The organism is Mycobacteroides chelonae, assembly GCF_016767715.1.
Taxonomy (GTDB): Bacteria; Actinomycetota; Actinomycetes; order Mycobacteriales; family Mycobacteriaceae; genus Mycobacterium; species Mycobacterium gwanakae.
This window is the reverse complement of record NZ_CP050145.1, coordinates 2,276,709-2,298,471: the sequence shown is the minus strand read 5'-3', so window position 1 is coordinate 2,298,471 and position 21,763 is coordinate 2,276,709. Positions and strand designations below refer to the sequence as shown.

The window sequence follows — 21,763 nt, the reverse complement described above, 5'->3', positions numbered from 1 at the left end:
TCGCGGCATCGGCCATGGGAAACGCCACGGAGTGGTACGACTACGGCGTCTATGCGGCCACAACCACCTTCCTGACTCAGGCGTTCTTCCCCACCCTGGGCACCGCGTTCACGATGCTGGGATATGCGATCTCGTTTCTGCTGCGGCCCCTCGGCGGGATGATCTGGGGCCCATTGGGTGACAGGCTGGGCCGCAAAAGCGTTATGGCCATCACCATCGTGCTGATGGCGTTGTCCACCACACTCATCGGTGTGCTGCCCAGCTGGGCGACTATCGGTGCTGCGGCGCCTGCCCTGATGATCCTGCTGCGGGTCATCCAAGGTTTCTCCACCGGCGGCGAATATGGCGGCGCGGCAACGTTTATGGCCGAGTTCGCGCCGGATAAGAAGCGCGGCAAGTACGGTTCGTTTCTCGAGTTCGGCACCTTGGGCGGTTTTGCAACGGGCGCCGCGTTCGTTCTGGTCCTCGATGCCACCCTCAGCGCGGAGGACATGCACTCCTGGGGCTGGCGCATTCCGTTCCTCATCGCGCTCCCGATGGGCCTCATCGGTTGGTATCTACGGAGCCGCCTCGATGACCCACCCTTGTTCAAGGAGATGCAGGAGCAGGAGCCGCAGGGCCAGGAGACCGCGTTTGAGCGGCTCAAGGATCTGGTGCGTGACTACAAGCGCCCCATGATCGTGATGATGCTGCTGGTCATCGCGCTGAACATCACTAATTACACCCTGCTGAGCTATCAGCCGACCTACCTGAAGACCCGGCTCGGGATGAGTGAGACCGAAGGGCAGATGGTCGTCCTCATCGGAGAAGTCGCCATGATGGCATTTCTGCCGTTCTGCGGCGCACTCTCCGACCGCGTCGGGCGCAAGCCCATGTGGTTGTTCTCCCTGATCGGGCTTCTTGTCCTCGCGCTGCCCATGTTCTGGCTCATGGGGCAGGGATTCACCTGGGCAATAGTCGGTTTCGCGGTACTCGGGTTGCTGTACATACCGCAGCTGTCCACCATTACCGCGACCTTCCCCTGTATGTTTCCCACCCAGGTGCGATACGCGGGCTTTGCGATTTCCTACAACCTCTCGACCGCCGCGTTCGGTGGTACTGCGCCACTGGTGAACGACCTCATGGTCGATGCGACCGGATGGGATCTCTTCCCTGCCGCCTACCTGATGCTGGCCTGCGCCGTCGGGTTATGCGCCCTACCGTTCCTCATCGAGACGGCTGGGGCCTCGATCGCCGGAACAGATATCCCCTGTGCGGACCCCGATGAGGCCGAAACAGCCCCACCGGACGACGTCGCCGTTCGCACCTGACCCCGTCCGTACCCCTTAGGTTAGGATGGGCTAAGTACATGGTCCGGATGTGTCGGCCGGAGCCACGCAGAGCACAAACAAAGGTCACATCAGCATGGGTAGAGGTTTCCAGGGTGCGGTGCTGCGCGGACTTGGGGCGCGTGATCACGTAGCCACTGTGGTCGGTACCAGTCAGGTGGCACCGAATTGTGTGCGGCTGACGATGTCGGCGCCCACTCTTTTCGAGGATCTGCTACACACGCCGGCCGAATGGCTGCGGTTCTGGTTCCCCGATCCCGAGGGTGGCGCCACCGAGCATCAGCGGGCGTACACCATCGTCTCCACGGATGCCCAGGCCGGCGAGTTCGCGATCGATGTGGTGATCCACGAACCCGCCGGACCCGCCTGCCGGTGGGCGGGGGCGGCCCAGCCCGGAATGACCATTCCGGTAGTGGCTTTCGGCTCGGCGCGTTTTGAGGTTCCCGAGGATCTTCCGGCCGGGTTCCTGCTCATCGGCGACTCGGCATCCATCCCGGCGATCAACTCCATCCTGGCCGCGCTGCCCGCCGATGTGGATGTCGAGGTCTATCTGGAACGCCACAGCCCCGACGATGAGCTCATCGCGCTGACCGAGCATCCCCGGCGGGTTCTGCACTGGGTGGACCGCACCGATGAAACCTCACTGGCGGGCGCGATCGAGGCCCGCGACTGGTCCAACTGGTACGCCTGGGCCGGACCCGAAGCGGGCTCACTGAAACATCTGCGCAAGCGCCTCAAGGAACAATTCGGATTCCCCAAGGCCGACGTGCACGCCGCGGCCTACTGGACCTTCGGCCGCGCCATGGGCAGCCGCCGCGGAGACACCGACACTCAGCAGGCACCCGTCGCAAAGCCCGCTGCTCCCAAGCCCGTCGCCGAGAATCCTGCCGCTCACTCCGAACCTGCAGTGCCCCAAGGTCGCTGGCGTTCGCAGGCTGCCGGGGAATTGTTGGCGCCGGTCAAGAAGCAGATGATCGCCGGTGGGGTGCTGCAGGCGATCATCACCATGGTCGAGCTGGCACCGTTCGTGGTGCTCGTCGAGCTCACCCGCCAGCTGCTGGCCGGAGCCGACCAATCCCGCCTATGGCACACCGGATTCATCTTCCTGACACTGCTGGTACTCGGCGCCGCTCTCGGCGCTGCCCTCACCGTCTGGATGCATGTCGTCGAAATACGGTTCAGCGCCGATGTTCGGCAACGGCTCCTGTCGAAGCTTTCCCGGGTTCCGTTGGGGTGGTTCACGCAACGCGGTTCGGGATCGGTCAAGAAGCTGATTCAGGACGACACCCTGTCGCTGCACTATCTGATCACTCACGCGATCCCCGATGCGGTGGCGGCCGTCGTGGGGCCGGTGGCGGTGCTGATCTACCTCTTCGTCGTCGACTGGCACCTGGCGCTGGTGCTTCTCATCCCCATCCTGATCTACCTCGTGACGACGGCGACCATGATGTTCCAGAGCGGCCCGAAGATCATCGAGGCCTCGCGCTGGAGCGAGCGGATGAGCGGAGAATCGGCCGCCTATCTTGAAGGCCAGCCGGTGATCCGGATCTTCGGCGGCTCGGCGGCGTCCTCGTTCAAACGCAGGCTGGACGGATACCTGTCCTTCCTCAATGAATGGCAACGGCCGTTCATCGGGAAGAAGACCTTTATGGATCTTGTTACCCGGCCAACGACGTTCCTGTGGTTGATCGCCGGGGCCGGAACGCTGTTGGTCGTCGCGGGGGCCATGGAGCCCACGACCCTACTGCCATTCCTGGTGCTCGGCACCACCTTCGGCACCCGCCTACTGGGAATCGCATACGGCCTCGGCGGTATTCGTGGTGGTGTGGAGGCCGCGCGGCATATCGCGGTTGCCCTCGGCGAGACCGAATTGACCGAGCAGGCTTCCGAGGGGCATGCCGGAGAGACGTCCGTCTCGTTTGATGCGGTGACGTTTGGGTATCGGCCGGGGGTGCCGGTTATTCATGGTGTGGATCTGACGCTGCGGCCGGGCACTGTGACGGCGCTGGTGGGCCCGTCCGGCTCGGGTAAATCGACGCTGGCTTCGCTGCTGGCACGATTCCATGACGTCGACGGCGGTGCTATCTGTATCGATGGCACCGATATCCGCGCCCTGAGCGCCGATGAGCTCTACACCAAAGTCGGATTCGTATTCCAGGACGTACAACTGGTCGCCGGAACCGTCCGCGACAACATCGCACTAGCCCGCCCCGAAGCCACCGACACCGACATCCACACCGCCGCCCGCGACGCACAAATCCATGAACGAATCCTGCGGCTACCCAACGGCTATGACACCGTCCTAGACACCAACACCCAACTGTCCGGCGGCGAAAAACAACGCCTCACCATCGCCCGCGCCCTGCTGGCCGACACCCCCATCCTGATCCTGGACGAAGCCACCGCCTTCGCCGACCCCGAATCAGAATATTTAGTGCAACAAGCCCTAAGCCGGCTGATTCACAACCGCACCGTGCTCGTCATCGCCCACCGACTACACACCATCGCCGACGCCGACCAGATCGTGGTCCTCGATCAGGGCCACCTCGTAGAAACCGGCACCCACACCGAACTTTTGAACAACAACGGACGCTACCGGCGCTTATGGGACGCACGCCTACAAGAACCCTCGAGCGTCCTTGCCGGAGAAAACATCTAATGCTGACCCACCTGATCCGCCTCATCCCCCCCGCACACCGCAACTCCCTCTACACCTACAGCGCACTCTCAGTGCTATCCGTAGTACTTCGCGCCGCGGGCTGCCTGCTGCTGGTGCCGCTGCTCGGTGCCCTGTTCTCCGCCACCCCCACCCACGCACTGCCCTGGCTCGCCGTGCTCACCGCGGTCACCATCGGCGGCTGGATCGTGGACACCGCGCTGGCCCGCATCGGCTACCGCATCGGATTCGCCCTACTCAACGACTCACAACACCAAGTCGCCGACCGGCTCACCCACATCCCACTGAGCTGGTTCACCGCCGAACGCACCGCCATGGCCCGCCAAGCCATCTCCTCCGGCGGCCCCGACCTCGTCGGATTCATCGCCAACCTCCTGACCCCAATGATCGGCGCGGTGTTGTTACCGGCAGCCATCACCATCGGGCTGTTTTTCATCTCGTGGAAGCTCGGTGTTGCAGCGCTCATTACCCTGCCGCTGCTCCTGGGTACGCTACTGGCCAGTATCCGCATCGTGCGCACCGCCGACGAAGCAGACACCAAGGCGCACAGCGCACTGACCGAACGCATCCTGGAATTCGCACGCACCCAAGCCGCCCTACGAGCCAGCCGACGCGTGAACCCCGCCCGCAGCCAGGCCGGCCAAGCCGTCGCGACAGCACGTGGTGCGACCATGCGGCTCTTGCTCTTTCAAATCCCCGGTCAGCTGCTGTTCAGCATCGTCAGCCAAATCACCCTCATCCTGCTCGCCGGCACCGCCACGGTTTTGGCGGTACGCGGCGAGATCGGAGCACCCGAAGCCGTCGCACTCATGGTCATCGTGGTCCGATTCCTGGAACCATTCACCGTCCTAGCGGGCCTGGGCGGGGCGGTCGAAAACTCGCGTGGCGTATTCGAGCGCCTCAACACCATCATCACCACCGACGCCGCCGATCAACCCGGGGATGCCGTCGCATCCGCCCACACCCCCGCCCCACGCATCGAATTCCGCAACGTCACCTTCCGCTACGACAGCACCAGCGAACACGTCCTCAACGACATCAACTTCATCCTGGAACCAGGGAGCACCACGGCGATCGTTGGGCCATCTGGATCCGGGAAGAGCACCATCCTCGCCCTCATCGCCGGACTGCAACAACCAGAAAGCGGCCAAATCCTCATCGACGGAACCGATGTCGCCACATTAGACACCGCCAGCCGCCGCGCCCTGGTCAGCATGGTCTTCCAACACCCCTACCTCTTCGATGCACCCATCGGCGACAACGTCCTAGCCGGACACCCCAACGCCACAGACCACGAAACACACCAAGCCATGACACTGGCTCGCGTCGACGAAATCATCGAACGGCTGCCCGATGCCGAACAGTCACGTGTCGGCGAAGCCGGCACCGCACTATCCGGCGGTGAACGCCAACGCGTCAGCATCGCCCGCGCACTCATCAAACCCGCCCCCGTCCTGCTCATCGACGAAGCCACCAGCGCCCTGGACACCGAAAACGAAACCGCAATCACCGACGCCATCAACAACGACCCACGCCCCCGCACCAAAATCATGATCGCCCACCGGCTCAGCGCGATCCGCAACGCCGATCACGTCCTCTTCATCGACAACGGCCACATCATCGAACAAGGCTCCATCACCGAACTCAGCTCTCTCGCAGGCCGTTTCTCACAATTCTGGCGCCAACAAGAATCCACCACCGGATGGCGCATCACCGCAGCTACAAACTAGCTAGCTGCCCGCCATCGCGTCGCGGAGGCTCTTAGGCCGCATGTCGGTCCAGTGGGCCTCGATGTACTCGACGCAATCGGCACGCGAGGCCTCGCCAAAGGCCACGCGCCACTGCGCCGGCACCTCAATGGCCGTCGGCCACAGACTGTGCTGCTCCTCGTCGTTGACCAGTACGTAAAAGACGCCGCTCTCGTTATCAAATGGGTTGGTACTCACTTGTTTTCCTTTCGCGACGAGCCGATTCGGTACTGCTGTGTCCGCCGAGCACTCGATCGGACAACAATCCGAGACAGCTGAGATTGGGGAACCCCGGGCCCTGGGTCAGACCCGAGAGTGTCGGAAGGATGAGCTTAGGAGTCAGACCATTGACGGACAGGTCGTGGCCAAGGGATTCCTGCAAGACGTTACCGTCCACGGGGGCCCCCAGTTTGAGCTCCATGAGGTCAAGAGCGCTCTGGTCGAATAGTGGTAGGAACCACAATGCGTCGGCACCCGCCCCGTCGATCACCAGATCGAAGCCATGGACGGTTTCGGAGGGTTCGCCGGCACGGTCGCTGCGCAGCGTCAATCTGATCCGGTCTTCCAGGGCGACGGCATGGGCCACGCGGCCACGCAGATGGCGGATACGGTCGTCGGCCAACAGTGATTCCTGGACACGGGCCGAGAACACGCCGCGATCGGTACGGTTCAACGCGTCGCGCCGTTCCTCCATGGTGTGGTGCAACCACCCGGTCGGATCGCTGAACAGCGCGTTCTCGAAGTACCCTTCACCACGGGTAAACAGTGTGACGCCGGGAGAGATCACGGTGATCGTCGAAACCCGGTGTCCGAAAAGCTCATTGAGCACTGAGGCGGCTGTCTCACCTCCGCCGATCACGGCGACACGTTCTGCGGTCAGGCGTGTTGATCCGGCGCAGCGGCGCCAGAATTCGGCGATCGACAAGACATTCGGGTGCTCGGGTAGCACAGAACGCTCCGGCTGCCCGGGCCCCGTCACCATGACCGCGTCGGCGGCAATGGAACAGTCGTTGGTACCCACAACCCATCTGTCGTCATCGATAGACAGACTGGTTACCTCGCCCTGAACCACCTCCATATCGACCATGTTGGCCACCCACGTCAGGTAGTCAGCCCAGCGCTTGTGCGTTGGCGCGGGCTTGTCGCGGTCAACCCACTCGGCGAACTGGCCGGTGGCGATGAGGTAGGACTGCCAGCTCAGACGCATCATCCGGGCGTCGATCTCGGCGTTACGCCCCGGCACCACGGCGGATCGATACGGGAAACCCACATCTTTCTCGGGGCTGGTACCCAGCCGGTGCTGTCCATCCGTCCAGCCACCGCACGCCTGCCAGTTGGCACCGACCTGCTGACGTTCGATCGCCACCACATCGGGTACGTCGACCCCGCATTCACGCAGCACGGCCGCCTTCGCGGCAACCGCCACCGCCTTGGCTCCCGCGCCTATCACTGCCAATGTGGACGTCACCATAGCTCCTTCGCCAGAATCCCCAGCTGTTCGTGCCAAATCGATTGCAGCTCGGTAATCTCCGAGCGCTCGAGCACCTCCGGGACCGCCTGCCACAGCGTTCCGATGGACGGCCCCTCGGTGGTCCCCATGATCAGCACCGCAATGCTGAGCTCGTGACGCACCGCCGATTCCGGCTCGGGCACAGGCGAACCCGATACCGAAAGCAAGCCATCGCGGCGTAGGAGGTCGCCCTCGAATCCACGATCGTGTCCGAGGTAGTTCAACAGGATCTGCGGATCGCGATACTGCCGCAGCACCGCGCTGGTGTCGGCACGCAGGTATCGCAGTAGCCCGTAGTCGATGGTCCGCCCTGGCACCGCGCTGTGCTGCCGGGCGACTCGCTCCACCAAACCGCGCGGTCCGATCCCCAGCGGATCGGTGCCACCCACGCGTAGCGGATACGCCGTACCGAGCAGACCCACAGTCTCAGCAGTCGCGTCCCCGCGTCCGGAGACCTGCACCGCCAGCAGCGTCTCGACCGCGGCCTGCCCGCGGCGGCGACGCCACTGGGCCACGGTGCGTGCCACTGCCGCCACCAGCAGTTGCTCCATCGGAATCCCCGAGTTCAGCAGGACCGCACTGACATCGGCCGGCGCGGACTCGACGGTGACCGCCACATCGGCCTCCCTGTCGAGTTCGGGCTCTATTCGACGCGAACCAATTGGGGGATCCTCACCGTCCAGCTGGGCGATCCAGAACGGCAGGCTGCCCACATCCCGAGCCTCGGCGACCAACGCATTGGCCCAACGGCGGTAGCCACCACCGGTCTGAGAGTTGGGCGGCACAGCACCCGCCACCAGCGACTGCCATCGAGATTCCAGCTCCTGCATGATGACTCGCCAGGAGGTGGGGTCAGCGGCGAGCTGATGCACCACGAGGATGAGGACTCCGGGCTCGCCTTCAGGGTGCAGCCATACCGCCGAGAGCATCCAGCCCTGTTCAGGATCGAGTCGGTCCACCGCACGGCCGATCTCGGCACCGGCCGCATCGGACGGATCCTCCGTAAGAATCTCGACCAACCGGAGAGACTGCCGCGTGCGCGGAACCAGCTCCAGGCGCTCGCGGTCAAGCCGGCTGCGCAGCACCTCGTGCTCCCCGACCACCGCATTGAGAAGTTCCTCGAGCGTGGATCGGGTAATGCCCTCGGGCAGCCAGAAGACGTGAGTTTCGGCCAGCCTACGCGGGTTTCCATGCTCATAGAGGCGACGACCGCTGGGAAGCAACGGGATTGGCTCGCCCTCGCGATCCTCGTCATCCGCGACGAGCCCGCTACGACGCTGGTCGACCAACTTGGCCAAGCCTGCGACAGTGCCCCGCTCCAAGATCTCGCGGATGTCCACCCCGACTCCACACTCGGTCAGGATCGCCGCCGATAGCTTGCTCGCCAGCAGCGAATGGCCCCCTAGATCGACGAACGAGTCGTCCGCACCCACAGTCGCAACCCCGAGCAAGCGCGCATAAAGAGCCGCTACCTGTCGCTGAGTCGCGGTTTCCGGCTCCCGGCGTCTGGTCACGGACCCGACCTCCGGTGCCGGCAGAGCGTCCCGATTGATCTTGCCGTGCCGGGTGATGGGCATCTCGTCGAGCACGACATACGCCGCGGGAATCATGAAGTCGGGCAGGGCAGCCGAAATCCTGGCACGGATTCGATCGAGATCGACTACGTGTCCACCGACCGGAGTCAGGTACGCAACAAGACGCTTGCCGACGTGCGGCAGCTCATCAACCACCACGAGCGCCTGGCCCACGCTCGGGTCTACCTCGATGGCCGAGGCGATTTCACCGAGCTCGATACGGAACCCTCGGATCTTCACCTGCTCGTCGGCGCGACCGACAAACTCGATGTCTCCGTTCGCGCTACGCCGCGCAAGATCACCGGACCGGTACATCCGCTGCCCGGGAACGAAGGGATCGGCGATGAAGCGCTGCGCGGTAAGACCGGCGGCCCGATGATAGCCGCGCGCCACATGCGTTCCGCCGATGTAGATCTCGCCGATGACCCCCACCGGCACCGGTCGCAGCGTCTGGTCCAGGATGTGAATCTGCGTGTTGATCTTGGGGGTACCGATCGGAACGGTCCGCGTCCCCTGAATTCCGCGCACCTTGTACCGTGAGGCGTTGATGACGGTCTCGGTGGGACCATAGAAATTATGAAGCGACGCATCGAAAGTGGCGTGAAACTTGTCCGCGACCGGACCGGGCAACGCCTCACCACCCACCGGCACCCGGCGTAGCGATTTCCATTGCGTGACTCCGGGTAGAGACAGCACCAGCCCCAGCAACGAGGGCACCATGTGCATCGAGGTAACGCCCTCGCTGTTCAACAGTTCCGTCAAATACGCGACGTCACCGAGTGCGCCCGGACGCGGGATGACCAGCCGGCCACCGCAGCTGAGGATGCCGAAAATCTCGCCCACTGATACGTCGAAGCTCGGCGAAGCCACCTGCAGTACCCGATCGGATCCGCTGACCCGATACTCAGCACGGAACCAGTTGAAGTACTCGGTCAGCGGACGATGCGTGACCGTCACACCCTTGGGCAGGCCCGTCGAACCCGATGTGTAGATGAGATAGGCGGCGTTGTCGGCGGTCAGCGGCCGCACCCGGTCCGCATCGACCGGCTCACGGGGGTCGAACTGCTCAACACCGGTTACCGGCTCCCGGATGACCAACTTCGGCTGCGCATCGCTGAGGATGTGCGCAATGCGATCAGCGGGGTAATTCGGATCAACGGGGACATAGACGGCACCGGCCTTGGCGATGGCGAGCGCGGTAATGATCAAATCCGGCGACTTGTCCAGCAGCACCGCGACATGATCTTCGGTACCGATCCCCTGCCCAATGATCCAGTGCGCCAGCTGGTTCGCGAGTTCGTTGGTCTTCCGATACGAGTAGTGCCGCCCCTCGTAGACGAGCGCGGTGGCATCCGGTTGTGCGGCCGCGCGGGCGGCCACCAGCTCGCCGAGCGTCGTCGGCTCCGCCTCAAATAGTTCTCCGGACGACACCTCCCGCAGCCACTGGGCTTCGCGACCGTCCATGAGATCCAGACTGGCCAGCGGGCGGTTCGGATCGGCGAGCGCGGAGTCGAGCAGATTGGCGAAGTGACGGAGCATCTGCGTGGTCAAACGCTCATCCAACACGTCCACCAGGTACTCGGCCACCACCTCGGCGCCATCGAGCCCGGTTTCGATCCGCAGGCCAAGCGGCACGTATGCCACCTGCCCTTCCAATGATGTTCTTTCACAGTGGATTCCAGGTGGGCAGAACCGGGCGGCGGAATCGGCACCCATCGCGAAGCCCACGCGCGCAACCACGCGGTCCAGACTCACCCGTTGGTGGGCAAACCCGTTCAGAGTGGTCCGATGTGCATTCGCCAGCAGATCCCGGAAGCTCTCACCGCTGTGCGGACGCATGCGGAGCGCGACGGTGTGCCCGAAGTGCCCGATGCTGCCCTGTGCGTGAGCTTCCCGTGTGGGAACCGGCGCGGCCACCAGGAAGTCTTCGGCATGTGTATACCGATGCAGCAGCGCTGAATACGCGGCCAACAACACCACATACGGTGTGGTGCCTGACTCTTGCGCAAGTTGCTCGACGCGGCCCATGACCGAGGCCGAAAGACGCGCCGTGCAACGTGCGGCCTTCCAGTCGCTCGCAGCCACCGAGCCATTGACGCCCGGAAGCTCCAGCGGCTCAGGAGGATTGGCCATCTCGTCACGCCAGTACTCGAGATCCGCCTGATCGGCCCCATCGTGCGGAGGCCGTACCGGTAGCGGTTCCGCAATCACGCCGTGTACGTACGCGGTAGTCAGATCGGCAAGGAATACCGACCAGGAGTCGTCGTCCCATGCGATGAGGTGGGCGACGACGAGCATCACATGTTCCGCGGCGCCGGTGCGGATGACCGTGACACGCAGCGGCGAGTCCACGGTGAGATCGATCGGAGTCGCGAATTCACGCTGCGCCAGCACGCCCAGCCGGAGCTCTTGCGAGGTGCCCGCAAGGTCGCTGACATCGTGCTCGACCCATCGGACCGGTAGGTCTTCGTGCAGCACGGCCACCGGTTCGCCGTCAGGGCCGGCGCGAAACGTCGTGCGCAAGGTCTCGTGGCGGGCCACCACCGCGGTGACAGCGGCCCGCAATCTCTCGATATCCACCTCACCGCTGAGCCGGTACGAACGGCACAGGTTCATCAGCGCGGGCGTCACCCCGTGGGCGAACCATATGCGGTGCTGCCCTGCGGACAGCCGTGGCGCGGCATCGGGGTCGAGGCCTGCCGACGCCCTTCGGCTGGTGACGTCCACCTCGACGCCACCATCGCTCACGGTGCGCAACTCGATCTCACCTCGCGTTTTCGCTCTTAGTACAGGCTGCCCTAACTACGAGGAGGCTACCCTATCTAGACTGCGAGGGGTCACCCACGAGGAGCTGCGATGACTCAGGCCACATCGACCCCCATCCCTTCGGCTGAAGCGGCCGCGGCGGAAGGCTTTGTACCCTTTCCCGCGGCGCGTGCCGACGCATATCGCGCGGCCGGGTACTGGACCGGAAGGACCGTCGAGTCGCTGCTGCGCACGACCGCCGCCAGACGTGCCGATCATCCCGCGGTTATCGACGAGCACCACGCGATGACCTACCGCGAGCTCGACGTGGCCGCCGACCGCGCGGCGCATGCCTTCACCCGACTGGGCATCGTCCCCGGCGACCGTGTACTGCTGCAGCTTCCCAACCGGACATCATTTGCGGTCGCATTCTTCGGTTTGATGCGTGCTGGCGCGATACCGATCATGTGCCTGCCGGGACACCGCGCCGCTGAGTTGTCTCATTTCATCGAGGTTGCCGATGCCGTCGCCCTGGTGATCACCGATTCCGCTGGCGGGTTCGACTACAGCGCACTGGCCGTCGAGCTATCCACAAAGCATGCCTGCCTGCGCCACATCGTGATCGATGGTGACGTACCGGCCGATGCCCCCGACCGCTTCACCGCCTGGTCAGGGTTGCTGGAAAGCGTTGAGGTTCAAGGTGACCTACCGACAGCGCAGACGGACCACCCGGCGTTGCTGCTGGTCTCGGGTGGCACCACCGCGGCACCCAAACTCATCCCCCGCACCCATGAGGACTACGTCTACAACGCGTCGCGGGCCGCACAGGTGTGCGGCCTCACCGAGGACGATGTCTACCTCGTGGCGCTGCCCGCCGGTCACAATTTCCCACTGGCATGTCCTGGTCTCATCGGCGCGATAAGCACAGGTGCCACTACGGTTTTCCTTTCGGATCCGAGCCCGGAGTCGGCATTTGAGACCATCACGCGCCACCGGGTGTCTGTGACGGCGCTGGTGCCATCGCTCGCCCAGCTCTGGGCACAGGCCACCGCCTGGGAGCCCGTGCTGCCGGAAACACTGCGGCTGCTTCAGGTGGGCGGTGCGAAGCTCGGCGCCGAGGACGCACGCACGGTTCGAGAATCACTCACCCCGGGATTGCAGCAGGTTTTCGGTATGGCGGAGGGCCTACTGTGCCTGACCCGTCCCGGAGACCCCTCGGACGTCCTCGACAACACCCAGGGCCGACCCATGTGTGAGGCCGACGAGGTTCGCATCGTCGACGAGGACGGCGCCGAGGTGGCCCCGGGTGAGGCAGGTGAGCTGTTGGTCCGCGGTCCGTACACACTCAACGGGTACTACCGGGCTGAGGCCGACAACATGCGCTCCTTCACCGCCGACGGCTTCTACCGCAGCGGCGATCGGGTACGGGCGCGACCGGGTGGCTATCTGGAAGTCACTGGTCGCATCAAGGACGTCATCCTGCGCGGCGGGGAGTCCATCGCCGCATTGGACCTCGAATCGCACCTACAGACTCACCCGGCGGTCTACGCTGCCGCCGCAGTCGGATTACCGGATCAGTATCTCGGTGAGATTGTTTGTGCCGCAATTGTGTTCAAGGGAAAGCCGGTTGCGGCCGCCGAGCTGAATCAGCACCTACAGGACCGCGGTGCCGCCGCACACTCGCGAGTCGACAAACTGGTGGCGGTCCCCTCGCTGCCCCTCACCGCAGTGGGCAAGATCGACAAACGCGCCCTGCTCGCCTCGTTGACGGGCTAAGCCTCAGCCGATCGGGTGCCGATCTCAGCCACTCAAGCACGCGTTGTGCGTGCGCGACCGGCGGCAGACGATTACCCCTCGCGCTGAACCACGTAAGGCGCAATGCTTCCGAGCTTTTCGCAGGTCTCTTCGAACTCGCGGTCCGGCGTCGATGCCTCGATGATGCCCGCGCCCGCACGCAGCCAGGCCTGCCCGTCCTGCTCGTAGGCCGCGCGTAGCGTCAGCGCCGCATCCAGTCCGCCATCGGGAGACATCATCAGCACCGCGCCGGAGTAGAGGCCACGTGGATGGTCGTCGAGCCGAAGGATGGCATCGACGCCCTCCGCCTTGGGGATACCCGAGGCGGTGACGGCCGGGAAGAGCGCCTCGAGCGCATCCATCCGGGTCATCCCGGCACTGAGCTCCCCACTGACGGTCGATCCCAGATGCTGCACGCTCCCGCGCTCACGCACGGTCATGAAGTCTGTCACCTTCGTGCTGCCCGTTTCGGCCACCTCACCGAGTTCGGCGAGTGAGCTGCGCACGGAAATCGCGTGCTCCACAATCTCTTTGGCATTCGATTCCAGGTCGTCGCGCGCTACCCGATCTGCGTCCTCTCCCCGGCCGAATGCACGGGTTCCGGCAAGCGGTTGAGTGATCACGGTGCCGTCGGCCTCCACGGCGGCCACGAGTTCAGGGCTGTAGCCGAGGGCACGAATGCCGCCGAGCCGCAGCAGGAACGAACGCACCGGCGTGTTGTTGTGACGGCCCAGACGGTAAGTCGACGGGAAGTCCATAGCGAACGGCACTTCCACACGCCGCGACAGAATCACCTTGTGGTACAGGCCCGATCGGATCTCGGCAGTAGCGATGCCCACGCGGCCACGGTAGTCGGATGGGTCCGGAATCAGGTCGATCGACGCCGGCGCGGGCGCGGGCGGGGCGCCCTGGTCGAGCACCCGCCGAATCTCGTCGACATAGCTCTCTTCACAGACCGACACTCCGTCACCGGTAATCACGACCTCCGCGCGCGGGGCGAAGACCCGAGCCATCGGCGTGCCGGGGGTCAGCCGGTGCTGCAGGCCAAAGCGGTAGGTGCCGAACTCGAACGCAACCCACCCAAAGACGCGGTGCACGCCGTCGGAGATCTCATTCACGGCTTGTTCCAGAGCGGCGCCGGGATGCCCCGACCAACCGCGCTGCTCCACGGCCCCGTCACGGATGATGCGCAGTCCGTCGCTGTCGAGTTCGACGGAGGCGCGGGCGCCGATGGCGAGCACCCACTCGCCATCACGTTCGTAGATCAGATATTCGTCGCCGTTACGCTCGGGGATTTCCTGCGCGAGAACGCCGGCGAGGTCGGCCGGCGCGAAACCGTCCGGCAACCCCTCCTGCACAGAAACCCAGGTCTGGGCGCCGATACCGGAATCTACGACCGTACTCATCTTCGACACCTGAGTAAGCCTAGCCTATGCTAAGTGGCCCTGGTACCCGCCCGTACATGACCTCCGCCACGTTGCCAAGCCCAATCCAGTGTGCTTCGGCGCTCCTGTCAGCCGGCCGCAAGTGCTTGTCGCGCATAGGCTCTCACGTCAGCGTCGCCATCTTGCAACGCACCGGTCAGCGCGTCACGGACGGTGGGCTCCGTGGAGGCCCACTGACTCAGGCTCAACACCGCCGACTTCCGTACATCCAGATGTGGATCGTCCAGGGCGCGCGCCAGCGGCGGTACGGCCTGCCCCGGATCCGCTCCGGCCAACGCACGCACCGCACCCTGACGGATCTGCCAGGCCGGAGCCTTCAGCGCCTCCCGTACGGCATCGAAGATCTGGTCGTCGACGCCCAGCGCACCAACAGCCGTCAACGCCGCGGCCCGCACCAAGGGGTCGCGGTCACGCACCAGCATCCGCACCGTCGCGCTACCGGCAGCCAACTTCGCAAGCCCGTTGGCTACGGCAATCCGCACCTCACGGTTCTCATCTTCGGCAGCGGTGGCGATGGACACCGCGTCGTCCACTGACACCAGGGCACGTACGGCCTCGATCCGGACCCGGTGATCTGAGTCGCGCACCGACGCGACGTAGGCGGCGGGGTCACCGACCTTCCGGGCACTCGCCACGTACAGCGCGGTGCTACGCACCAACGGATCGGATGCGCTGACATGATCGCCAATCGCGGCGGGATCCTCGAGTACCTCGACAAGCTCGCGCACTCCGTCGGCGGCGGTGCGGCGCACGGACGCATCGCTGTCCCCCAACGCATTCAACAGGGCCCCCTCGTAACCCGCGGGGATGTGCTCGGTGAGCGAGGCGATGGCAGTGCGGCGCACGCCCGGATCGTCGTCGACGAGGTACTGCAGCAGCTCCTCGACGGTGGGCGCCTCCAAGGACAACACCGCGGCGATCCGCGGCGACGGCGGCTGCTCGGCCTCGGCGGCGATCACGTTCAAGAGACGAGCGGCGGGCGCCTTTCCGCCCAGCAGTTCGGGCTGATGCACTGGGATCGGATCGGTCTCCCCCGACGGCAGGTCGTCGAGACCCGGGACCGGGACGAAATAGGGTGCGACGGGCCGTTTCACGAAGTCCATGGCGCCGTCAGAGGTCTTCCGCAGGTTAAGGTGATAGCGCCAGTTCTCGTCATCACGGTCCGGCAGGTCTGCCCTGTCGTGGTAGAGGCCCCACCGTGATTCGGTGCGAGTCAGCGACGAGCGCGCCGCCATCTCAGCGCAGTCCCTGATGAACGACACTTCGGCCGCCCGCATCAGCTCATGCGGGGTGCGCGCGCCGATCTGACCTACCTCGTCGGCCATTCGCTCAAATGTCTGCACCGCCAATGACAACTTGGCCGCCGTCTTCGGCGGGGCCACATAGTCGTTGACGAAGCGGCGAAGCTTGTACTCGACCTGAGGCTGCGGAGGCCCGTCCGGGTGGCGCAACGGACGGTAGATCAGCTCATGAGCCTCCTTGACCTGGTCGACGGGGAACTCCAGCGGTGCAGGCGTTTTCGACAGCGTCGAGGCCGCATGCTCGCCGGCCAGATCTCCATACACAAAGGCGCCGATCATGTAGTTGTGCGGCACGCAGGCCAGGTCTCCGGCCGCATATAGGCCGGGCACCGTGGTGCGCGCATGCTCATCCACCCACACGCCCGACGCCGAATGACCACTACACAAACCGATCTCGGAGATGTGCATCTCGATGTCATGGGTGCGGTAGTCATGTCCGCGGTTGGCGTGGAAGGTGCCGCGGGTGGGCCGCTCGGTGGTGTGCAGGATGCTCTCCAGCGCCGACAACGTTTCATCCGGCAGGTGAGTCACCTTGAGGTAGATGGGACCGCGTGCGGACTCGATTTCGTTCTTGACCTCGGACATCATCTGGCCGGACCAATAGTCGGAGTCGACGAAGCGCTCTCCCCGGGCATTCACCTGATAGCCGCCGAATGGGTTGGCCACATACGCACAGGCCGGACCGTTGTAATCCTTGATGAGCGGATTGATCTGGAAGCACTCGATGCCCGACAGCTCGGCCCCGGCGTGGTACGCCATCGCGTACCCGTCCCCCGCGTTGGTCGGATTCTCATACGTGCCGTACAGGTAACCCGAGGCGGGCAGACCTAGGCGGCCGCACGGCCCCGTGGCCAGGATCACCGCTTTCGCGCCGACCGTGACGAATTCACCGGTACGGGTGTTGAAACCCGCGGCGCCGACAGCTCTGCCTTCATCGGTGAGTACCCGCACCGGCATGACGCGGTTTTCGATGCGAATCTTCTCTCGCATCGACTTCTGCCGCAGCACGCGGTACAACGCCTTCTTGACGTCCTTACCCTCGGGCATCGGCAACACGTAGGAGCCCGACCGATGCACGCGCCGTACGGCGTACTCACCGTGCTCGTCCTTCTCGAACTTGACCCCGTAGCGCTCGAGGCGCTGCACCATCGCGAAACCGCGTGTCGCCGTTTGATACACGGTGCGCTGGTTCACGATGCCGTCGTTGGCGCGGGTGATCTCCGCGACGTAGTCCTCGGGTTCGGCCTTGCCGGGGATGACGGCGTTGTTCACACCATCCATACCCATCGCCAGCGCACCGGAGTGCCGCACATGTGCCTTCTCGAGAAGAATCACCTGGGCGCCGTTCTCGGCCGCGGTCAGCGCCGCCATGGTTCCGGCGGTTCCACCGCCGATGACCAGGACGTCACAGTCCAGCCGGATGGCACTGTCAAGTTCAGGGATCTGCATCAGGCGACAAGCTCCGTATGGTTCAGTGCGGCCAGGATTTCGGCGCGCAGCGCGCTCCGATCGCTGTCGGCCTCACGGGGATCGGGAACATCCAGCAGCGCACGCAGCGGCTGACCAGCGCGGCCCAGGACGGCGATTCGGTCGCCGAGTAGCAGCGCCTCGTCCACATCATGTGTCACGAACACCACCGTGGTGGGATGGCTGCGCCAGGTATCGATCAGCAGGCGCTGCATGCTGGCGCGAGTCTGAGCGTCGAGTGCTCCGAACGGCTCGTCCATCATGACCGCACGCGGAGCACCAGCCAGGCCGCGGGCCAGCTGAACACGTTGGCGCATGCCACCCGAGAGGCTCTTGGGCAGGTAGTCTTCAAAGCCCGTCAGACCGACGTCATCGATCCAGGTCTGTGCCGCCTGGCGCCGCCCCGCACGCGGCACACCGCCCAGCTTGAGGGCCAGCTCCACGTTCGATTGCACTGTGCGCCAGGGCAACAACGCGTTGTCCTGGAACACCATGGCACGGTGCCGGGAGGTGGTGACAACCTTCTCGCCGTCGGCGTGAATGGTGCCCGAGTCGGGTGCGAGCAGCCCGGCCAGCCCGCGCAGCACGGTGGACTTGCCACAACCCGACGGTCCGGTCAGGACAAGAATTTCCGCGGGGCGCACCGTCAGGCTCAGACGGTTCACGACGGTGCGGCCGCCGTATCCGAGGGTGACCCCGTCAAGGACGAGGGTGGAGGCACTCATGAGCGCGCCTCCTCGGCGCGGGGTAACCACCGCGTCACCCGGCGACCGATCAGCTCGACGGCCGCCGAGGTCAGGAATCCGAGAACGCCGATGGTGATGATCCCGACGAACACATCGGGATAGGCCAGCACCGTGTACGACTGCCACGTCCGGTACCCGACACCCAAACGACCCGAGATCATTTCGGCGGAGATCACACATATCCACGCGACACCGATGCCTACCGAGAGACCGCCAAAGACTCCCGGAAGGCTGCCGGGCAACACCACCCGGAGCAGCACATCCCAGCGGCTGCCGCCCAGGGTGCGGACCGAGTCCTCCCACAGCGTGGGCAGAGCACGCACCGCGTGCCGCGTGCTCACCATGATGGGGAAGTAGGCCGCGAGAAATGTGATGAACACGATCCCTGCCTCATCGCTGGGAAACAGCAGGATGGCCACCGGCACGATCGCGATCGCCGGAATTGGGCGAGCCAACTCGGTGAACGGGCCGACGATGTTCGCGAACAGCGGAGAACGCCCCAGCCAGATTCCGGTGATGACGCCGAACACCGCCGCCAGGCCGAAACCGGTGAGAATCCGAATGGTGGACTGGCCAAGATCCAGCCAATACTGCTCGGTCCCAATATGTTTAGCGAGGGCCGAGACGATCTCGGTGACCGTGGGAAGAGTGTCGAATCGCAGACCGAAACGCACCTTGTTGACCGTCAAAAGTTGCCAGAGCAGTACCGCCGCAGCCACGGACGAGGCCCGGATACCCCAGGCCAGGTAGCGAGAACCCAGCCGACGGGTACGCGCGGCCTCGCCGATCCGGTCACCGGCGGGGGGCACCGCGATCGCTCGCGGTCGCGCCTCCAAGATGGGCAGGCTGCTCATGATGCCGCCGCCAGAGCCTGTGCGTAATCCAAGGGTGTCGCGCCGGGATGAGTAGAGATGTACCGGGTGGCACCCGCGTTCGTGGTGAACGGACGTAGCCCGGCCGAGTCGCGAACCCACCAGGCATGATCGGCGAACCACCGCGTACCCAACTCGGCATCGGAGATATAGGCGGCGCGAATCTTCTGGCCGGACGCGTTCGCCGCGTTCACGGCCTTCAACAGCTCCTGCGCCGTCGCATATACCTGCGTGGAATCCTTACCATCGAACCAGATTTCGGCGGCTTGGCCCGGATCTGCCCCGGCGTCCGGTTGCAGCACCAGCGGATTGGCCTTGGCCGCCAGTTCGGTCTCGTAGTTCTTGGCGCGCGTCGTGTAGGCCTGGCGCAGCGGTCCATCCTGCACGAACTGATCGATGTCCAGATCGGCGAAGTCACCGATCGATTTCAGGTAGGGCACATCGCTTTTGAAGGCCTCGATGAGAGAGGGCTTGAGGGTGGTATCGAACGATGTACCACCGGGCCCGTTGTAGAGGTACACCACCTCCTGCGGCAGGCCGCTGCCCTCGGCCACGAGGCGCGCCGCCTCCAGAGACTTCTCGTGGATGAAATCGGTTGCATCAAGCTGAGCCTGCAGGAAGGCGTCCAGCACCTCCGGATGCTGCTTGGCGTAGTCACGGCGCACCACCACCCCATGGAAGGTGGGAACGTTCAGCTCGGCACCGTCATAGAGCAGCTTGGCCTTCTTCTGGAAGACCAGCAGCCCCGGCCACGCCACGAACTGTGACAACGCTTGCACCTGACCGGATTCCAGCGCAGAGGCACCGACCTGCGGCTGCTGGTTCAACACCTCGACATCCTTGGCCGGGTCCAGACCCTCGTTGCGCAGCGCGCGCACCAACGTGCCGTGCCCCGCCGAGCCCACACTGGCGGACACCTTCTTCCCTTTCAGCTCGGGCAGCGTGGTGATCGGTGAATTCGGTGGCACTACAACCATGTTGAGTGCGCCCTTGGCGTTGTAACCGGTGATCGACACGAGTTCGGTGCGTGCCTTCTCGTTGGTCTGGGTCTTGGATCCGTTGATCAGCAGCGGGTAATCGCCCATCGAGCCGATGTCGATCTTCTCGGCGAGCATCTGCGCGGTGATCGGCGCTCCGGTGTCATAGTCCTGCCACTGCACCGTGTACTTGGTCCCGGTGCGCGATCCGGCCTCGGCGAGCCGCTTCTCGAGGTAGCCCTGCGCCCGCAGCAGCGTGCCCGCGGTCACGGTGTTGATGGTCTTTGATTGGTATCCGACGACGACTGTCACTTCATTGGCCGAGCCGGACCCGGAATCCAGCGAGCAGCCGGTGACGACGGTGAGAAGAAGTGCGGAGAGAAGGGCTGTTCTCTTCATGAGCTGTCCTGACTTAACGGATGAGATAGGGCATGTTGACGGTGACCGCACCGGTGGGACAGCGGGCCGCGCACGGTCCGCAGTACCAGCACTCATCGACATGCATGAATGCCTTGCCGTTCTCGGGATTGATGGCCAGCGAGTCCAGGGGGCAGATGTCGACACACAACGTGCAGCCCTCGATGCACAGCGACTCGTCGATGGTGACCGGAACGTCGATACGGTTGTTGACCAATGTCATGCGAAGCCTCAGATATCCCTTAGTAGATTGCTGCGCAAAGTGATTCGATCACCGCGCATTCGGATGTACTCGAGGTCGACGGGGGTCCCGTCGTCGAGGTGGGTCAGTCGTTCCAGGAGCAGTAGCGGTGCGTTATCGGGTACCTGCAACGTCGCGGCCGAATGCGAATCCGCCGAGACCGCCTCCAGGGCCAAGTTGGCCGATCCCAATCTGTGTCCGGTGACGCGCTCGATCAGGGCGAAGACGTCGTTGCTCTCGAGCTGGTGCTCGATGACCGCCTCCCCCACATCCGAGGTCAGATAGGTCTTGTCCAGGCTCAGCGGTAGGTCTCCGAGGTATCGCAACCTCTCGATGAAGATGACCCGCGCGCCGGGATCAAGGCGCAACCTGTGCGCGACCGCGGGAGGCGCGTTCACCTCCTGAATGACGCGAACCTCGTTCCAGACCTCGCCGTATCCCTTGAATGTTTCTTTCAGCCCCAGCAACGCGTCCAGGCCGTGCTCGTACTTCCGCAGCGCCACGTGGGTACCGGTACGCGGACCCCGCTCGATGAGGCCTTCCTCTTTCAGCGTCGTGAGCGCCTCGCGGACGGTGTTGCGCGAAACGAAGAACTCCGCGGCCAGGTCGTGCTCGCTCGGCAGGCCGCCGTCGGCGTATGCGCCGGCGTGGATCTGGTGACGCAGCACATCGGCCACCAGTCGCGCCTGATCGGCGCGCGGGCGGCGCAATGGCGTGGGCTCGGCAGCAGCCACCAGTCCTCCTGACGTGAGATAACCTCGCCAACACGCTAAAGGCCAGCTCAGTGGCCATCTGGCGGATGAATTCGATATCTGTCAGGTCGGCTTCAATGCGCCGGTTCCTACCCGCCCCTACCTGCAACGGACGGTCGCATGCGCACCATTGCGCCACCGTCGCCCGCGGCGCCGGATTGGATTCAGA

General features: G+C 64.5%; 14 protein-coding genes. 4 read left to right on the top strand and 10 right to left on the bottom strand.

Annotation, left to right across the window (positions count from 1 at the left end):
• The first annotated feature begins 14 nt into the window (after positions 1 to 14).
• The 3 genes from HBA99_RS11270 to HBA99_RS11260 all read left to right on the top strand — a co-directional run bounded on the left by HBA99_RS11270 (position 15) and on the right by HBA99_RS11260 (position 5,735).
• Positions 15 to 1,310, top strand: coding sequence for an MFS transporter (locus HBA99_RS11270; protein WP_044105790.1), 1,296 nt, complete (start codon positions 15 to 17; stop codon positions 1,308 to 1,310).
• 94 nt (positions 1,311 to 1,404) lie between these two features.
• The gene (locus HBA99_RS11265; RefSeq protein ID WP_070952240.1) at positions 1,405 to 3,987 is read left to right on the top strand and encodes an ABC transporter ATP-binding protein/permease; all 2,583 of its coding nucleotides are present in this window, start codon (positions 1,405 to 1,407) and stop codon (positions 3,985 to 3,987) included.
• Positions 3,987 to 5,735, top strand: coding sequence for an ABC transporter ATP-binding protein (locus HBA99_RS11260; RefSeq protein WP_070951036.1), 1,749 nt, complete (start codon positions 3,987 to 3,989; stop codon positions 5,733 to 5,735). Before HBA99_RS11265 ends, HBA99_RS11260 begins: the two co-directional genes overlap by 1 nt.
• On the opposite strand, the gene HBA99_RS11255 is transcribed toward HBA99_RS11260, so the two are convergent.
• From HBA99_RS11255 to HBA99_RS11245, 3 genes are read right to left on the bottom strand one after another with little or no spacing between them, the layout of a single operon-like run.
• Entirely contained in the window at positions 5,736 to 5,951 is a 216-nt protein-coding gene (locus HBA99_RS11255) for an MbtH family protein (protein WP_046253549.1), read from the bottom strand.
• Entirely contained in the window at positions 5,932 to 7,221 is a 1,290-nt protein-coding gene (gene mbtG / locus HBA99_RS11250; protein WP_070952241.1) for an NADPH-dependent L-lysine N(6)-monooxygenase MbtG, read from the bottom strand. The genes HBA99_RS11255 and mbtG overlap by 20 nt, the downstream gene beginning before the upstream one ends.
• Positions 7,218 to 11,594, bottom strand: coding sequence for a non-ribosomal peptide synthetase (locus HBA99_RS11245; protein ID WP_070951037.1), 4,377 nt, complete (start codon positions 11,592 to 11,594; stop codon positions 7,218 to 7,220). The genes mbtG and HBA99_RS11245 overlap by 4 nt, the downstream gene beginning before the upstream one ends.
• Positions 11,595 to 11,693: 99 nt before the next feature.
• Between HBA99_RS11245 and HBA99_RS11240 the strand changes: the two genes are divergently transcribed.
• Positions 11,694 to 13,358 (top strand): (2,3-dihydroxybenzoyl)adenylate synthase, encoded by a 1,665-nt coding sequence (locus HBA99_RS11240; protein WP_070951038.1) that lies wholly within the window; start codon positions 11,694 to 11,696, stop codon positions 13,356 to 13,358.
• 71 nt (positions 13,359 to 13,429) lie between these two features.
• On the opposite strand, the gene HBA99_RS11235 is transcribed toward HBA99_RS11240, so the two are convergent.
• The 7 genes from HBA99_RS11235 to HBA99_RS11205 form a co-directional block, all read right to left on the bottom strand.
• Positions 13,430 to 14,782 (bottom strand): salicylate synthase, encoded by a 1,353-nt coding sequence (locus HBA99_RS11235; RefSeq protein ID WP_193601872.1) that lies wholly within the window; start codon positions 14,780 to 14,782, stop codon positions 13,430 to 13,432.
• A 107-nt stretch (positions 14,783 to 14,889) separates the two neighbouring features.
• Positions 14,890 to 17,571, bottom strand: a complete 2,682-nt coding sequence (locus HBA99_RS11230; RefSeq protein WP_070951039.1) for a fumarate reductase/succinate dehydrogenase flavoprotein subunit — start codon at positions 17,569 to 17,571, stop codon at positions 14,890 to 14,892.
• A complete protein-coding gene (locus HBA99_RS11225) occupies positions 17,571 to 18,314 on the bottom strand; it encodes an ABC transporter ATP-binding protein (protein ID WP_070951040.1) in 744 nt (247 codons plus the stop codon). Before HBA99_RS11225 ends, HBA99_RS11230 begins: the two co-directional genes overlap by 1 nt.
• Positions 18,311 to 19,189, bottom strand: coding sequence for an ABC transporter permease (locus HBA99_RS11220; RefSeq protein ID WP_109494095.1), 879 nt, complete (start codon positions 19,187 to 19,189; stop codon positions 18,311 to 18,313). The genes HBA99_RS11225 and HBA99_RS11220 overlap by 4 nt, the downstream gene beginning before the upstream one ends.
• Positions 19,186 to 20,583, bottom strand: a complete 1,398-nt coding sequence (locus HBA99_RS11215; RefSeq protein WP_070951041.1) for an ABC transporter substrate-binding protein — start codon at positions 20,581 to 20,583, stop codon at positions 19,186 to 19,188. The genes HBA99_RS11220 and HBA99_RS11215 overlap by 4 nt, the downstream gene beginning before the upstream one ends.
• Positions 20,584 to 20,596: 13 nt before the next feature.
• A complete protein-coding gene (locus HBA99_RS11210) occupies positions 20,597 to 20,824 on the bottom strand; it encodes a 4Fe-4S dicluster domain-containing protein (RefSeq protein ID WP_030095683.1) in 228 nt (75 codons plus the stop codon).
• 8 nt (positions 20,825 to 20,832) lie between these two features.
• Positions 20,833 to 21,576, bottom strand: a complete 744-nt coding sequence (locus HBA99_RS11205) for a GntR family transcriptional regulator (protein WP_030095682.1) — start codon at positions 21,574 to 21,576, stop codon at positions 20,833 to 20,835.
• Positions 21,577 to 21,763: the final 187 nt, after the last annotated feature.

Bases quoted from the DNA above. Each gene is read 5' to 3' on its own strand.
- HBA99_RS11260 (WP_070951036.1), top strand. From the start codon at position 3,987: ATGCTGACCCACCTGATCCGCCTCATCCCCCCCGCACACCGCAACTCC.
- HBA99_RS11225 (WP_070951040.1), bottom strand. From the start codon at position 18,314: ATGAGTGCCTCCACCCTCGTCCTTGACGGGGTCACCCTCGGATACGGC.
- HBA99_RS11230 (WP_070951039.1), bottom strand. From the start codon at position 17,571: ATGCAGATCCCTGAACTTGACAGTGCCATCCGGCTGGACTGTGACGTC.
- HBA99_RS11270 (WP_044105790.1), top strand. From the start codon at position 15: ATGGGAAACGCCACGGAGTGGTACGACTACGGCGTCTATGCGGCCACA.
- HBA99_RS11265 (WP_070952240.1), top strand. From the start codon at position 1,405: ATGGGTAGAGGTTTCCAGGGTGCGGTGCTGCGCGGACTTGGGGCGCGT.
- HBA99_RS11240 (WP_070951038.1), top strand. From the start codon at position 11,694: ATGACTCAGGCCACATCGACCCCCATCCCTTCGGCTGAAGCGGCCGCG.
- HBA99_RS11220 (WP_109494095.1), bottom strand. From the start codon at position 19,189: ATGAGCAGCCTGCCCATCTTGGAGGCGCGACCGCGAGCGATCGCGGTG.
- HBA99_RS11210 (WP_030095683.1), bottom strand. From the start codon at position 20,824: ATGACATTGGTCAACAACCGTATCGACGTTCCGGTCACCATCGACGAG.
- HBA99_RS11235 (WP_193601872.1), bottom strand. From the start codon at position 14,782: ATGAGTACGGTCGTAGATTCCGGTATCGGCGCCCAGACCTGGGTTTCT.
- HBA99_RS11215 (WP_070951041.1), bottom strand. From the start codon at position 20,583: ATGAAGAGAACAGCCCTTCTCTCCGCACTTCTTCTCACCGTCGTCACC.